General features: G+C 69.3%; 12 protein-coding genes. 11 read left to right on the plus strand and 1 reads right to left on the minus strand.

The window, feature by feature from the left end; all coding sequences use genetic code 11:
• The first annotated feature begins 7 nt into the window (after nucleotides 1-7).
• Both lipA and KBI44_02800 read left to right on the plus strand, forming a co-directional pair.
• Nucleotides 8-946: a lipoyl synthase gene (gene lipA, locus KBI44_02795; GenBank protein MBP9143384.1), complete on the plus strand. Its 939-nt coding sequence runs from the start codon at nucleotides 8-10 to the stop codon at nucleotides 944-946.
• Nucleotides 947-1,062: 116 nt separating this feature from the next.
• The gene (locus KBI44_02800; protein ID MBP9143385.1) at nucleotides 1,063-2,670 is read left to right on the plus strand and encodes a hypothetical protein; all 1,608 of its coding nucleotides are present in this window, start codon (nucleotides 1,063-1,065) and stop codon (nucleotides 2,668-2,670) included.
• A gap of 123 nt (nucleotides 2,671-2,793) precedes the next feature.
• Here KBI44_02800 and KBI44_02805 read toward each other — a convergent pair whose 3' ends face one another.
• On the minus strand, nucleotides 2,794-3,708 hold the full coding sequence (locus tag KBI44_02805) for a DMT family transporter (protein ID MBP9143386.1): 915 nt from the start codon (nucleotides 3,706-3,708) through the stop codon (nucleotides 2,794-2,796).
• A 116-nt stretch (nucleotides 3,709-3,824) separates the two neighbouring features.
• On the opposite strand from KBI44_02805, the gene KBI44_02810 reads away from it, so the two are divergent.
• The 9 genes from KBI44_02810 to KBI44_02850 all read left to right on the plus strand — a co-directional run bounded on the left by KBI44_02810 (nucleotide 3,825) and on the right by KBI44_02850 (nucleotide 13,031).
• Nucleotides 3,825-4,283, plus strand: coding sequence for a GNAT family N-acetyltransferase (locus KBI44_02810; protein ID MBP9143387.1), 459 nt, complete (start codon nucleotides 3,825-3,827; stop codon nucleotides 4,281-4,283).
• A gap of 14 nt (nucleotides 4,284-4,297) precedes the next feature.
• Nucleotides 4,298-5,632: a phenylacetate-CoA oxygenase subunit PaaI gene (locus KBI44_02815; GenBank protein MBP9143388.1), complete on the plus strand. Its 1,335-nt coding sequence runs from the start codon at nucleotides 4,298-4,300 to the stop codon at nucleotides 5,630-5,632.
• Nucleotides 5,633-5,654: 22 nt separating this feature from the next.
• Nucleotides 5,655-6,554: a proline dehydrogenase family protein gene (locus KBI44_02820; GenBank protein ID MBP9143389.1), complete on the plus strand. Its 900-nt coding sequence runs from the start codon at nucleotides 5,655-5,657 to the stop codon at nucleotides 6,552-6,554.
• Nucleotides 6,544-7,314, plus strand: a complete 771-nt coding sequence (locus KBI44_02825) for a type 1 glutamine amidotransferase (protein ID MBP9143390.1) — start codon at nucleotides 6,544-6,546, stop codon at nucleotides 7,312-7,314. The genes KBI44_02820 and KBI44_02825 overlap by 11 nt, the downstream gene beginning before the upstream one ends.
• Before the next feature lie 42 nt (nucleotides 7,315-7,356).
• Entirely contained in the window at nucleotides 7,357-8,361 is a 1,005-nt protein-coding gene (locus KBI44_02830; GenBank protein ID MBP9143391.1) for a GGDEF domain-containing protein, read from the plus strand.
• A 74-nt stretch (nucleotides 8,362-8,435) separates the two neighbouring features.
• On the plus strand, nucleotides 8,436-8,816 hold the full coding sequence (locus KBI44_02835; GenBank protein MBP9143392.1) for a YkgJ family cysteine cluster protein: 381 nt from the start codon (nucleotides 8,436-8,438) through the stop codon (nucleotides 8,814-8,816).
• A 15-nt stretch (nucleotides 8,817-8,831) separates the two neighbouring features.
• Nucleotides 8,832-10,568 carry a DNA repair protein RecN gene (gene recN / locus KBI44_02840; GenBank protein MBP9143393.1) on the plus strand — a complete coding sequence of 579 codons (1,737 nt, stop codon included), beginning with the start codon at nucleotides 8,832-8,834 and terminating at the stop codon, nucleotides 10,566-10,568.
• The gene (locus KBI44_02845) at nucleotides 10,565-11,125 is read left to right on the plus strand and encodes an L-threonylcarbamoyladenylate synthase (GenBank protein ID MBP9143394.1); all 561 of its coding nucleotides are present in this window, start codon (nucleotides 10,565-10,567) and stop codon (nucleotides 11,123-11,125) included. The genes recN and KBI44_02845 overlap by 4 nt, the downstream gene beginning before the upstream one ends.
• Entirely contained in the window at nucleotides 11,112-13,031 is a 1,920-nt protein-coding gene (locus KBI44_02850; GenBank protein ID MBP9143395.1) for a hypothetical protein, read from the plus strand. The genes KBI44_02845 and KBI44_02850 overlap by 14 nt, the downstream gene beginning before the upstream one ends.
• Nucleotides 13,032-13,145: the final 114 nt, after the last annotated feature.

A 13,145-nucleotide genomic window follows, 5' to 3' on the forward strand; every position in this document is an offset into this window, starting at 1 on the left:
AGGCCGCGTGAGCGAGAAACTCGTCCAGATCGGCGGCGCAACTCCGAGCGCCCGTGAGCGACGCCCGCAATGGCTGCGCATCAAGCTCGCGACGCCCGCGAAGTACCACGAGGTCCGCAAGCTCGTCGACGGGCTGAATCTGAACACGGTCTGCAAAGAGGCCAAGTGCCCCAACATCTACGAGTGCTGGGGCGAGCACGGTACGGCAACTTTCATGATCCTCGGGGAGATCTGCACGCGGCGCTGCGGCTTTTGCGCCGTGACCTCGGGCAGGCCGAATCCGGGAGTGGACGCGGCCGAGCCCAGGAACGTCGCCTCGGCGGTCGCCACGATGGGTCTGCGGCACGCCGTCATCACCTCGGTCGACCGCGACGACCTTCCGGATGGTGGCGCGCGTCACTGGGCGGCGGTGATCCGGGCGATTCACGAGAGCACGCCGTCCTGCGCGGTCGAGGTTCTGACGCCCGACTTTCGCGGTGTCCCGGATGCCCTCGACATCGTTCTGGCGGCGGCGCCGGAGGTCTTTTCGCACAACACGGAGACGGTGCCGCGGCTCTATCGCCAGGCCCGTCCGGGCAGCCGCTACGACCGCACGCTTGCGCTGCTCGCCGAGGCCTCGCGGCGGCGCGACGAGGGGAGCTTCTCCGGCCGGGTGAAGACCGGCATCATGCTGGGGCTCGGGGAGACGGGCGACGAGGTGCGCGCTACGCTCGCCGACATCCGGGCCACGGGAGTCGAGGTCCTCACCATCGGCCAGTACCTTCAGCCGACGCCGAAGCACCTTCCCGTCGATCGCTACGTCCATCCGGACGAGTTCGCGGCCCACAAGGCCCACGCCATGGCCTTGGGCTTCCTGCACTGCGAGGCCGGCCCCCTGGTGCGTTCGTCCTACCACGCCCACGAGCACGTACCGCCCGAATTGCGCGTCCCCGCCGCCGCCGGCTGAGCGCCGACCGGCCCGGTTCGGGCCTGTTTTCGGAGCACGCGCGGGCCGTGTCGGAGGGGCATGGCGGTTGTGCTAGCTTGCCGGAAAGACAGCACCCAAGGGCGAGGAGGCTTGCCATGGAAATCCGTCGTTCGCCGTTCGGAAAGTCCACGCAGCTTCCAGAGGTACCGATGCTCGCTTGCGCTCTGGCGTGGCTCGGGCTCGCAACCGCCGCCCAGGCACTGCCCGCACAGATCGTCCCCCTCGGCGACGAGATCGCGGTGAGTCAGCGCGATGGCGACCATGAGAGCGGTAGCCATATCGCCGCCGACCGACAGGGCGGCTGGGGTGCCACCTGGAGATCCGAAAGCCTCGATTTCAGCCACCCCACCGGCCGCCAGCGACGCTTCGATCGCGACGGAGCGCCGGTCGCCGGGAGCCTTCGAGACCACGAGTTCGAGTTCGCCGATCTGGGCCTGGCCGGCGATGGCGACGGCGTCCTCGTCGGCGTCCGGGCCCGTCCGGAGCTCTCAGGGGCCGAGGTCGATGCCCAGTGCGTCGATGCGCTCGGGGCCCCCCGAGGCGCGCGCGTGCGGGTCGATGTCGGCACGATTTCGTCGACCTCGAGATATCCACTGAATGTGCGCCTCGCGACGGCGAGCGACGGCACCAGCGTCGTCGCCTGGCAAGAGAACCCGCGCGACTCCGCCATCCCGCCGAGCGTCTTCTATCGCCGGCTCGCCGCCGACTGCTCTCCCCTGGGCAACGTCGGCTCGCTGGGTGCGGTCGGGGTGGTGGGCCGGCGCGAGCCGCACGTCGCGCTGCGCCCGGACGATGGGTTCGTCCTGACCTTCCTGGAAGGCGAGCAGCTGGACGATCTTCAGGTCGCGGCGCAACAGTTCGACGCCAGCGGCGCGGCGCTCGCGCCGTCGTTCCCGGTTTCTCAGAGCGATTTTCGGCCTGCCTTTCCGCGCGTCGCCGTGGGCAGCGACGGGAAGTTCGCCGTCGTCTGGGGGGCCTACCTCGGCACCGGTGTCGCGGGACGGGTCTTCGCCTCCGCCGGCACCGCGCTGGGCGGCGAGCTCGCGCTGCGCCTGCCGCGACCGCAGACTACGGGCGTCGTCGGCGTCGCCGCGGTCGGAGGGAGCTTCGTGGCCGCCTGGAACGAGACCGGTTTCGTCGAAGAGGGGAGCGCGGTCTACGCCCGGGTCTTCGAGGCCGCCGGTCCGGTGGGTGATGAGGTCTCGGTGGGACGCGAGAGCGCCGACACCGACAACGTGCGCATCGTCGCGCTCGCCGGCAACGAGTTCCTCGTCGCCTGGGACGATTGGGCCGAAGGCACGCTGCCTCCGGATCTCGTTGCGCGCCGGTTTCTGCTTCTCCCGCCTGGAACCGGCTGCACGGAGAGTGGGACCGCCCTCTGCCTGGGAGCGGACCGGTTCCGTATCGCGGTCGAGTGGCGGGACTACCAGGGCCGACGTGGCAGCGGGCACGCCTATCCGTTGACCTCCGACTCGGGCCTCTTCTGGTTCTTCGCCGATACCAACCTGGAGGTTCTGGTGAAGGTGGTCGACGCCTGTGCCGGGTTCGGCCGCCACTGGGTCTACGCCGCGGCGACCACCGATGTCGAGTACACCCTCACCGCCACCGACACCGCGACCGGCCGCTCGCGGACCTACTTCAACCCGCTCGGCCGGAGGTCGCCAGCGATCACCGACAGCGACGCCTTCGCCATCTGCCCTTGAAAAGGCCAAAGCGATGCGTTTCGCTGCGCTCTACGCATCCTGCATCTCAGACGGAGAGGAGCTCTGAATCTGGAATGTGGGATGCGTTGAGCAACGCGAAACGCATCGATCGCTGGTCGCGCGTCACCGCCGCTGCGAAACGACCACCAACCCCGCGACGATCAGCCCGAAGCCCGCGGCCTGCAGCCAGCCGAAGGTCTCGTGCAGGAAGAACGTCGCGAGGAGCGCGGTGAAGACCGGCTGCAGGGTGGTAAAGGCTGCCGCGACCGAGGGTGAGCTGCGTCGCACGGCCCAGGTGTTGAGCGCGTAGGTGCCGACGGTCGGGAAGACCCCGACGTAGGCGATCGCCAGCCAGGTGGCGCCGTGCACCTCTGGCCAGTCGACCCTCGCCAGGGTCGGCAACGACACCAGCAAGGTCGCCGTCCCGCCGGTGACGAAAGCTCCGGCGACCACCGTGCGCCAGGGGAGTCGCGCGAGCAGCGGTCGGAGCAGCACCAGGTAGAAGGCGTAGCAGAGGCAGTTGCCGGCCACCAGGAGATTTCCCAGCGAGGTCTGGCCGCCGAGCTCGAGCCGTGCCGGGTCGAGCAGCACCAGCGCGCCGATGGCGGCGAGTGCGACGCCGGCGACCCGGCGACGGGTGAGGCGCTCGGTCCCCAGCAGCGCCGCCGCGGCGACCGTGAAGACCGGAATCGACGGCATCAGGATTCCGGCGTTGGTCGCCGTGGTGAATCGCAGACCGACGAGGTAGAGCACCTGGTTGGCGAAGACGCCGAGGAGGCCGAGCAGCGCGAGGGCGCGCCAATCCCGGGCTGTCGGCATCACCCGGTCGTGGCGCCAGGCCATGGCGGTGAGCAGAGGCACCGCGATCAGCACGCGGGTGGCGGCGAAGGCGAGCGGCGGGATCTCCGCCAGGACGACCTTCCCGACCACGTGCAGCGTGGCGAAGACGACCTGGACGACCAGGAGGGCGACGATCGCGGCGCGGTCGGCGCTCGGAGCCGCGCTGGGCGCGCGTGGTTCCTCCCGGGGCGACGGCATCGTCGGATCTTAGCGGGTCACGGCAGGGCGCACGGGCGCGGGCGAGCCAGGGCCGGCCGGGTCGAGGATTGGCGGAGGCGCAGGCAGCCGATACAATGCCGAGGCGAGGTGCCCGATTGTCTTCCGAGGCCATTCAAGTCCGTTCCCTGACCGAGCTCGATCTCGACGGCATTGTCCGGATCGGCGAAAAGACGCGTAACCGATATGAGCCTGATCTCTGGGAGGGGCGGGTGACCTACTACCTGCGCCGCGCCCCCGAGGGCTCGGTGGTCGCGGAGATCGACGGCGAGGTCGCCGGCTTCATGCTCGGCGACATCCGTTCGGGCGAGTTCGGGATCGAAGAGGAGTGCGGCTGGATCGAAGTCCTGGGCGTCGACCCGGGCTTCGCCGGGCGCGGCGTCGGTCGTGCGCTCGCCGGCGAGATGCTGAAGCGCTACGCGGCGCGCGGGGTGCGCAGGGTGCGAACGATGGTCGACAGTTCGATGCCGGAGGTCGAGGCTTTCTTCACCCGCCTCGGCTTCGAGGCCGACACACTGCGGCCTTATTGCATGAATCTGGGCAAGAGTCAGGCCTGAGGATCGAACCGACCATGGCGACCGAAACGACCGAAATCCCGAAGAAGTTCCACCAGGCAGTGGAGCGCTGGCGGGACACCTATCTGCCCGACTTCGGATACCTGATGGAGAACTGGGACCGCTACTTTCCGCGCGACGAGAAATTCCGCCTGTGCGCCTATCGCGAGTGCGGGATGCCGTGCACCATCGAGTGCGGCGAGGATCAGGGCAGAGCGAAGTACACCCGGGCCTGCGACATGAAGCCCGAAGCGGCGCATCACCTGGTGAGCGCCATCCGCGCCCAGGCGTCGACCGAGTTCGGCTCGATCCAGCAGCATCAGTTGACCCTCGCCCGCGCTCAGGACGAAGAGGAACAGGCGATGGTGCTGCGCATGATGGCCGAGGAGCTGCGTCACGGCTACCAGATGCTGCACCTGCTGACCGACGACGACTGGCAGCCGGTCACCGGCCAGACCCGGGAGCAGACCGTCGAGGAGATCCTGTCGATGAAGACCGGCTCCCATGTGCTCGGCGCCTTCAATATCGACTTCGAATCGTTCGTGGACAACATCGTCTTCTGCGCCCTGATCGACCGGGTCGGCAAGTACCAGCTCACCCTGCAGAAGGTCTCGGCCTACTCGCCGATGGCGGACTCGATGCCGCAGATGCTGCGCGAGGAGGCGTTCCACCTCGCGACCGGCGTGGTTCCCCTGCGCCGCTGGGTGGTGAAGGCGGCGGCAGGTTCGCCGATGATCACCATGGAGGTCATCCAGAAACACCTCAACAAGTGGGTGCCGAGGGCCTACGAGATGTTCGGTGACGAGCGCGGCGGGGCGACCAACGTCAAATGGGGCCTGAAGCCGATGAAGAACGCCGAGTCCCAGGACCAGTATGCGAAAGAGTGCGCGAAAGTCGTCCGGGATCTCAACATGCGCTATCTGCGCGCCCGCCTTCCCGAGCTCTCGCTCACCGACGCCGAGGTCGGCCTCGCGACGCTCGAGCGCGATCGCGGCAGCTTCCGGGGCGTGAAGTTCGAGGAGCTCCTGCGCCTGCCGCACCGTGAGTACGGACGGCGTCGCGGTGTCCCGGCCTTCTCCTGGGTGGGGATGGATGGCGAGCGTTTCGAGAGCGTCGAGAGCTATCTCGGCCACCTCACGAAGACGCTTCCCGACGGCTATCGCGCCACCCGCGACTTCCAGGACTTCGTCGAGAACCTGCAGGCGGTGGCAGCCGGCGAGAAGACGGCTGACGCAGCGCAGAAGTCGATGCCGCAGCTGCGCCGCGTGGGTGGCGTCTGCCCCTGTTCGAAGTCGGTGCGCTGGGTCGCCGAAGAGGCGATCGAGCTGCCAGCCTCCGCGGTCGGCGCCTGAGCGGCGCCGGGTTCCGACCGCCATGGGAATCGCGAGCTGGATCATCGTCAAGGGACTGCCGCTGGTCCCGAAGGCCATCGTTGGACGCGTAGCGAGCCGGTATGTCGCTGGCGAGAAGCTCGAAGATGCCCTGGCCGTGGTGGAGAAGCTCTCCGCCGAAGGTGCCATGGCGACTCTCGACCTGCTGGGAGAAGAGGTTTCCGAGCGCTCCAAGGCGACCGCCGCCGCCGACGAGTACGTCCGAATGCTCGACGCCATCGCGGCGCGCGGCCTGCCGTCGAACGTCTCGATCAAGCTGACCTCGCTGGGTCTCAAGATCGACGCCGGCTTCTGCCAGGAGAACGTCCTGCGCATCGTCGCCTCGGCGGCGCGGCACGGGAATTTCGTGCGCATCGACATGGAGGACCACTCGACCACCGACCGGACGCTCGCGATCTACCGCGAGGTCTTCGCCCGGCACCAGAACGTGGGCGTGGTCTTTCAGGCCTACATGCGCCGCACGCTCGCCGATATTGCCGCGCTGCCCAGGGCCGGCGCCAACGTCCGGCTGTGCAAGGGGATCTACATCGAGCCGCGGACGGTGGCCTGGAAGGGCTATGAGACCGTCCGGCTGAACTTCCTCGAGGCGCTCGAGAAGCTGCTCACATCGGGGATCTACGTCGGCATCGCGACCCACGACGAGCACCTGGCCTGTGGCGCGGTCGCGCTCGTCGACCGACTGAAGGTGCCGCGCGAGCGCTACGAGTTCCAGATGCTCTACGGCGTCGACCCCGAGCTCCGGAGGATCCTCCTCGCCGACGGCCACCGGCTGCGGGTCTACGTGCCCTACGGTCGCGACTGGTACCCCTACTCGACGCGTCGCCTGCGCGAGAACCCGGAGGTCGCCACCCACGTCCTCAAGGGCATGTTCGGTGCCCGCTGAGGATCGGCTGGCCGGGCTCCAGGTCCTTCTCCTGCAGATTCGCGACGAGCCCGAGGTCGAGCGCCAGGAGCAGGACTGTTTCATCCACTTCTCCGGCCTCCGTCCCGAGCAGTTCACCTTCCGGAACCTCGTCAACCGGCCCGACCTCGCTCTGCACGACGCGGTCGGCTTCGACGCTGTCGTGATCGGTGGCGCCGGAGCGCACTCGGTGACCGAGGAGTATCCATTCACCGGGCCGCTCACGACGCTGGTCCGTGACTTGGTCGCTCGGCGTCGGCCGCTGTTCGGTTCCTGCTGGGGGCACCAGTTCATTGCCAAGGCGCTCGGCGGCACGGTGATCACCGATCTCGAGCGCAAAGAGCTCGGAACGTTCGACATCGAGCTCACCGCGGCGGGCGAGGCCGACCCCTGGCTGGCGGGCCTGCCGCGCCGGTTCGGGGTTCAGCTCGGCCACCACGACCGCGTCGTCCGGCTGCCGGAGGGGGCCGTCGAGCTCGCGGCGAGCGTTCTCTGCCCCAACCAGGCGTTTTGCCTGCGCGACGCGCCGGTCTATGGCGCGCAGTTCCACGTCGAGCTCGATCGCGAGAGGATGCTCGACCGGGCGAACGTCTATCGCGAGGAGTACCTCTCCGACCACGGTGCGATGGCGAGCCTGGAACAGGCCCTGGGCCCGAGCCCGGAGTCCGCGACCCTCCTGCGGCGCTTCCTCGACCGGGTCGTCGCTGCCGGCGGTCGGCGGGCTGAAGTGTCCGGCCGATAGTCGTTTGCCCTCGCCGGGCGCCGGTAGTACGCTCTCCCCAGAGTGAGCCGCGCCAGACAGAGGCAGCCCTCGACCGACAGCTTTCGTCTCGAGGAGCTGGATGACCGGCAGCGCACCGGGGCGATCACCCTCGCCAATCGTGACGCCGAAGAAGAGGCTTCCGGGCGTCCGGCGCTCGAGGCCAACGTCATCCTGATCGCCCATCCGGAGAATGCCCGGCTCGGCACGCGCTACCGCCTGGTCTCCGGTTCGACGCTCGAGATCGGCCGCGCCGACAACGTCGACATCAGTCTCCCCGAAGTGCGTTCGATCTCGCGCAGTCACGCCCGGTTGCGCTATCAGGGCCGCAAGGTCACGGTCGAGGACGCGGGTTCGACGAACGGCACTTTCGTGAACGACCAGCGGGTGGACGGGCCGGCGCTGCTCCGGAGCGGTGACCGTTTCCAGGTCGGATCGGTGCACTTCAAGTTCCTGCACGAACAGGACGTCGAGCACGCGTACCACGAAGCGATCTACCAGATGGTCATGCGCGATGGGCTCACCGAGGCGCTCAACCAGCGCAAGTTCCACGAGGAGCTCGCCCGGGAGTTCTCTCGCGCCGAGCGCCATGACCGGCCGCTGACACTGGTGCTGTTCGACCTCGACAGCTTCAAGGAGGTCAACGACACCCACGGTCACCTTTGTGGCGACATGGTGCTCAAGCAGGTGGCGGCATCGGTGCGCGAGCACATCCGGCCGGAGCAGGTCTTCGCCCGCCTCGGTGGGGACGAGTTCGCAGTCCTGTGCCCCGAGACCGGGCTCCAGGGCGGTCAAGGGCTGGCCGAGAAGCTCCGCGACCGGCTGGCGGAGCTCAAGTTCGCGCGTGAAGGCGCGGTCTTCTCGATCTCGTGCTCGTTCGGCATCGCCGAGCGCGACGGCGGCATGGCCACCGACCAGGCTCTCTTCGAGGCCGCGGACCGGGCGCTCTACCTCGCCAAGGGCGCCGGCCGGAATCGCGTGGTGGCACAGTCGAATCCGCCGGTGCTGCCGGCGCCACCAGCAGCTTGAAGCCATGCGGGGTGGCCCCCCCGCACCGGCCCGACCCGCGTAACTTCGGTCAGCGCGGCTGCTAGTATCCGTAAATGTCGCGCAAGCCCCATTTCTTCAACTGCTCGAAGTGCCCTGCGCACTGCTGTTCGTACGACCACATCGAGGCCAAGCCGGCCGACGTCGAACGACTCGCGAAGCACCACGGCCTTCCCGTCGAAGTCGCGTCGAAGCGCTTCACGAAGCTGGTCCCGGGCGGCAGTCTTCGCGTCCTGCGGCACCAGAAGGACGCCATCTTCGGTTCTGTTTGCCAGTTCCTGAACCTCGAAACACGGCAGTGCGGCATCTACGACGCCCGGCCCCGAATCTGTCGCGAGCATCCCGGCAGCGTACGCTGCGGCTTCTACGATTTCCTCTGCTCCGAGCGCGAGTTGCAGGACGATCCTGACTATGTGCCGTCGTTTACCCGAGGCTAGCCCTCCAAACTGAACATGCTGCGCCGACTCAGCGTGAAGAATCTGGCGGTACTGGCGGGGGGCGAGATCGAGCTCGCTCCCGGTCTGAACGTGCTCACCGGTGAGACTGGTGCCGGCAAGTCGCTGGTGGTCGACTCGCTGGCGCTCCTCGCGGGCGCCCGCGCAGCCGGCGACCTGATCCGCGAAGGAACCGAGGGCGCGACCGTCTCGGGAATCTTCGAGTGCGACGAAGCGCTGCGGGCGCGGCTCCGCGAATCCGGAATCGAAGTCGCCGACGATGGCGACGGCGACGAGCTCGTCATCCGGCGCGAGATCTCGCGCGAGGGGCGTAACCGGGTCTACGTCCAGGATCAACCGGTCACGCTGCGCCTCTTGCAGGAGCTCGCGCCGCGATTGCTGCGCATTCACGGCCAGCGCGACGAGCTCGGGCTCGCCGATCCGGAGCTCCAGCGCCAGTGGCTCGACCGTCTCGGCGGCGAGGAGGGGCTCGAGGCCGCGGCGCGTGTCGCGGCGCGCTATGCCGAGCATGCTCTCGCGGCCGAACGCCTCGAGCGTCTGCAGGGTGACGCCCGCCTGCGCGCCGAACGAATCGATCTGCTGCGCTTCCAGCTCGGCGAGATCGCAGCGGCGCAGCCGGTCGCCGGCGAGGAAGAGGAGCTGCGCCGGAGCCGCGACCTCCTGCGCCATCGCGAGGCGATCGTGCGCGCCCTCGGCGGAGCGTTCTCGATGCTCTACGAAGGCGACGACGCGGTCGCCGACCGGCTCGCCACGGCACGGCACGGCCTCGCCGAGGTCGTGCAATGGGAGGCGACGGCGGCGGCCGCCATTCCCGAGCTCGACGAGATCGCGGCCCGGGTCCAGGAGCTGGCACGCGAGCTGCGCGGCCGCCTCGATGCCGCCGGTGCCGACAGCGAACCCGGGCGCCTCGACGAGATCGAAGACCGGTTGGCGCTCCTCGAGCGGCTCTTCCGCAAGTACGGTGCGACCAGCTCGGAGCTCCTCGAATCGCAGCGGCGGCTCAAGGAGGAGCTCGCCGAGCTCGACGACTCGCAGGAGAATCGCGCCGCCCTCGAGCAGGCCGCCGGCCGCACGCTCGAGGCCTATCGCGCCGCCGCCTCGCAGCTCAGCCGCCTGCGGGCCGTCTGGGCGACCGAGCTCGTCCAGCGGCTCGAACGCGAGCTCACCGACCTGGCGCTCGCCCGGGCGCGCTTCGGCGTCAGCCTCGAGACGACGCGGCGCGCAGGAAGCGCCCTCGAGATCGACGGGGAGGGCGTCGAGTTCGGTCCACACGGCTTCGACCGGGTCGTCTTTCAGTTCGCACCCAACCCGGGGGAGCCGATGATGCCGCTGTCGCGCATCGCCTCCGGTGGCGAGCTGGCGCGGGTTTCGCTCGCCCTGCAGCTCGCGGCGCGGGGTGAAGAGGTCGCCGGCGGTCCGACGATGGTCTTCGACGAGGCCGACGCCGGCGTCGGCGGCGCCGAAGGGTCGGCGCTGGGGAAGAAGCTCCGGCGGTTGGCGAAGCGCGGACAGATCCTCGCCGTGACCCACCTCGCCCAGGTTGCAAGCTGCGGGCACGTGCAGCACCGCGTGACGAAGCGAGTGCGGAGCGGACGGACGTTCGCCGACGTGGAGCGGTTGGATCGCGCCGAGCGCGTCGCCGAGATCGCCCGCATGCTGTCGGGCGAGAAAGTGACCGCGCTGTCGCGCTCGCACGCCGAGGAGATGCTGATCGCGGCAGGAGAGAAGCGATGACCGCAGCGGAGCTGCTCGCGGCCGGCGGAGTGCTGGCCGTCCCTACCGAGTCGAGCTATGGCCTCGGAGTCGATCCGCGCGACGCGCAGGGTATCGAGGCGATCTACCGGCTGAAGGGTCGCGAGCGCGGCAAGGCCCTGCCCGTCGTTGCGGCGGACGTCGCGCAGCTGCTCGCCCTCGGTGTTCAGGCCGACTCGCAAGCCCTGGCCTGGGCCCGGCCGCGCTGGCCGGCAGCGCTGACGGTGGTGTTGCCGCTCACCGCGCCGATCGCGGCGAGCGCTGGCGCCCCGACGATCGCGGCCCGCATTCCCGCGCACGAAGGCCTCCGTGCGCTGCTGGGCGAGCTCGGCCACGCCCTCACCGCGACCAGCGCCAACCCGAGCGGCGAGCCGCCGCTCACGAATCCGAACGAAGTCCGGTCCTGGCTCGAGGCATCCGCCGAGAAGTTCCTCGTCGTAGATCAGGGTACGACCGCTGGCGGCGCGCCCTCGACCCTGGTCGCGTTGAGCGACGGAGAGGTCGTCATCCTCAGGAAGGGCCGAGATGAAGTTGGTTGATGCCAGGCACCGAAGCGCACCGCCCGAGGAGGCAAGCAAGAAGCTTCCAGTAAAGGGGGTGTTAGCCGGTACGCTCGTCGGTCTCGCCTGGCTGTCTCTCTTTTCCTTTACCGGTCTTTTCGCCACTGGGATCGAAACTGCGTTCCCCGAAGTCGCGACGATTCCGGTGGAGGAGATCCAGGCCGGCATGCGCGGCTACGGCCTCTCGGTCTTCCAGGGCACCACGCCGGAGCGCTTCGAGGTCGAGGTGCTGGGCGTGCTCGAAAACCAGAAGCCGGAGGGCAGCTACATCCTGGCCCGCCTCTCGGGGCAGAATCTCGAGAAGAGCGGCGTCATCGCCGGGATGAGCGGCAGCCCGGTCTACTTCGACGGCCGGCTCGCGGGCGCCGTCGCCTTCTCCTGGCCGTTCGCGACCGAGCCGATCGCCGGCATCACGCCGATTGCCGCGATGCGGGCGATCGGCAGCAGCGCGGCCCCGAGCCCGATCGCAGGGGCGGCGGCGCCGCGGAGCGTGGCGGTCCTGCTCGACGAGATCCTGGCGCGGAAGATCCCGTCCGGGCGACTCGACGACGAGCTCGAGCGTTTCGCGCGTGCGGTCTCGAACGAGGGCCGGTCGGCGCTTCTCTGGGGAGCCTCGGGATTCGGGGAGAGCTCGCGCACCCTCCTCTCGCGTCTGCTGCCTTCGTCGGCCTTCTCGCTCTCGGAGCTGGGCGGCGGACGCAGCGCGGCGATCGACTCCGATCTCGGCCCCGGGAGCTCGGTCGCGGCGGTCTTCGTGGACGGCGACCTGCGGCTCGCGGCGACCGGCACGGTCACCGATCGCATCGGCGACCGGCTCTTCGCCTTCGGCCACTCCGCCGTCGGGATCAGCGAGATCAGCATGCCGCTCGCCTCTTCCGAAGTCGTCACCGTCATGCCCAGCGCGCTGTCGTCGTTCAAGCTCGCCAACTCCGGCCCGGCGATGGGGAGCTTCGAGCGCGACCATACCTACGGCTCGGTCGGCCGGGTCGGGACGGTGGCGCGCACCGTCCCTCTGGTCGTCCGTGTACTCGGTCCCGTCGAACGCCGATTCGATCTCCAGCTGGCCGGCATGCCACAGTTCCTGCCGGCGCTCGCGGCGATCGGCTGTCTCGGCTCCTGGGACGTCGCCACCGGAACGGCTGGAGTGCGCAACGTCGACCTCGCCTTGCGGGTCGATCTCGGCGGAGCGCCCGCGCGACCGGCGATCGTGCTCGAGCAGAGCTTCGACGGTCCGGGCGCCCCTGAGGAGGCGATCGGTTTCGTGATGTCGGTGCTTGCCTACGTCACCCAGAACGACCTCGCGCAGCTCGAAGTGAGCGGGATCGGCGTCGACGTCCGCCTCCAGACGGAGCCACGGGCCGCGATGCTGACCTTCGTGCGTCCGAGCCGGACGCGGGTCGCGCCGGGAGAGACGCTCGACCTGCAGATCGACGCTCGCGGCTGGCGCGGCGAGAATGTCCGCTGGAGCGAGCAGGTCGTCGTGCCGTCGGGACTGCCGGACGGCCGATATTCGCTCCTGGTCGGCGACGGAGCGAGCGCCGACGCGGCCCGCCTGGCACTCGCCCCGGCGCCGCCGGCCCGGATCGAACAGGCCCTCGCTTTCCTGCGGTCGCTGCGTTCCTCGAGCGACCTCGTCGTGCTCGGGGTGATCTCCGGCGGCGGGCTCTCGTCGGGCGGCGACCTCCTGCCGAGACTCCCCGGCTCGATGCGGTCGATCTGGGGGGCGATGGGCGCGAAGAGCGCCACCGTCGTGCGCAATGCGATCGTGCAGAATGAGGCCTTCCGCCGTGACCGCCCTCTCGCTGGGCTGCTGCGGGTGGACATCGAGATCCGCCGGCCTCCCGGCCGCGAAACTGCGGGCACCCGGCAGGGCGGCGGAAGATGAAGCGGGCGGGCAGCGATGCCGAACCTGAAAGGGACGCGATGAAAGCTGAAACCTCAGCTGTCTTTCCGAGGTGTCGGTCGTGCCGCTGGCCGCGCTGGCTCCGGTGCTGCGGCG

The sequence above is a fragment of the Thermoanaerobaculia bacterium genome (assembly GCA_018057705.1).
Lineage (GTDB): Bacteria > Acidobacteriota > Thermoanaerobaculia > Multivoradales > JAGPDF01 > JAGPDF01.

What these genes read in the sequence shown, in the direction of transcription:
- KBI44_02850 (MBP9143395.1), top strand. Translation starts at nt 11,112, where the DNA reads ATGAAGTTGGTTGATGCCAGGCACCGAAGCGCACCGCCCGAGGAGGCA.
- KBI44_02815 (MBP9143388.1), top strand. Translation starts at nt 4,298, where the DNA reads ATGGCGACCGAAACGACCGAAATCCCGAAGAAGTTCCACCAGGCAGTG.
- KBI44_02805 (MBP9143386.1), bottom strand. Translation starts at nt 3,708, where the DNA reads ATGCCGTCGCCCCGGGAGGAACCACGCGCGCCCAGCGCGGCTCCGAGC.
- KBI44_02845 (MBP9143394.1), top strand. Translation starts at nt 10,565, where the DNA reads ATGACCGCAGCGGAGCTGCTCGCGGCCGGCGGAGTGCTGGCCGTCCCT.
- KBI44_02835 (MBP9143392.1), top strand. Translation starts at nt 8,436, where the DNA reads ATGTCGCGCAAGCCCCATTTCTTCAACTGCTCGAAGTGCCCTGCGCAC.
- recN (MBP9143393.1), top strand. Translation starts at nt 8,832, where the DNA reads ATGCTGCGCCGACTCAGCGTGAAGAATCTGGCGGTACTGGCGGGGGGC.
- KBI44_02800 (MBP9143385.1), top strand. Translation starts at nt 1,063, where the DNA reads ATGGAAATCCGTCGTTCGCCGTTCGGAAAGTCCACGCAGCTTCCAGAG.
- KBI44_02820 (MBP9143389.1), top strand. Translation starts at nt 5,655, where the DNA reads ATGGGAATCGCGAGCTGGATCATCGTCAAGGGACTGCCGCTGGTCCCG.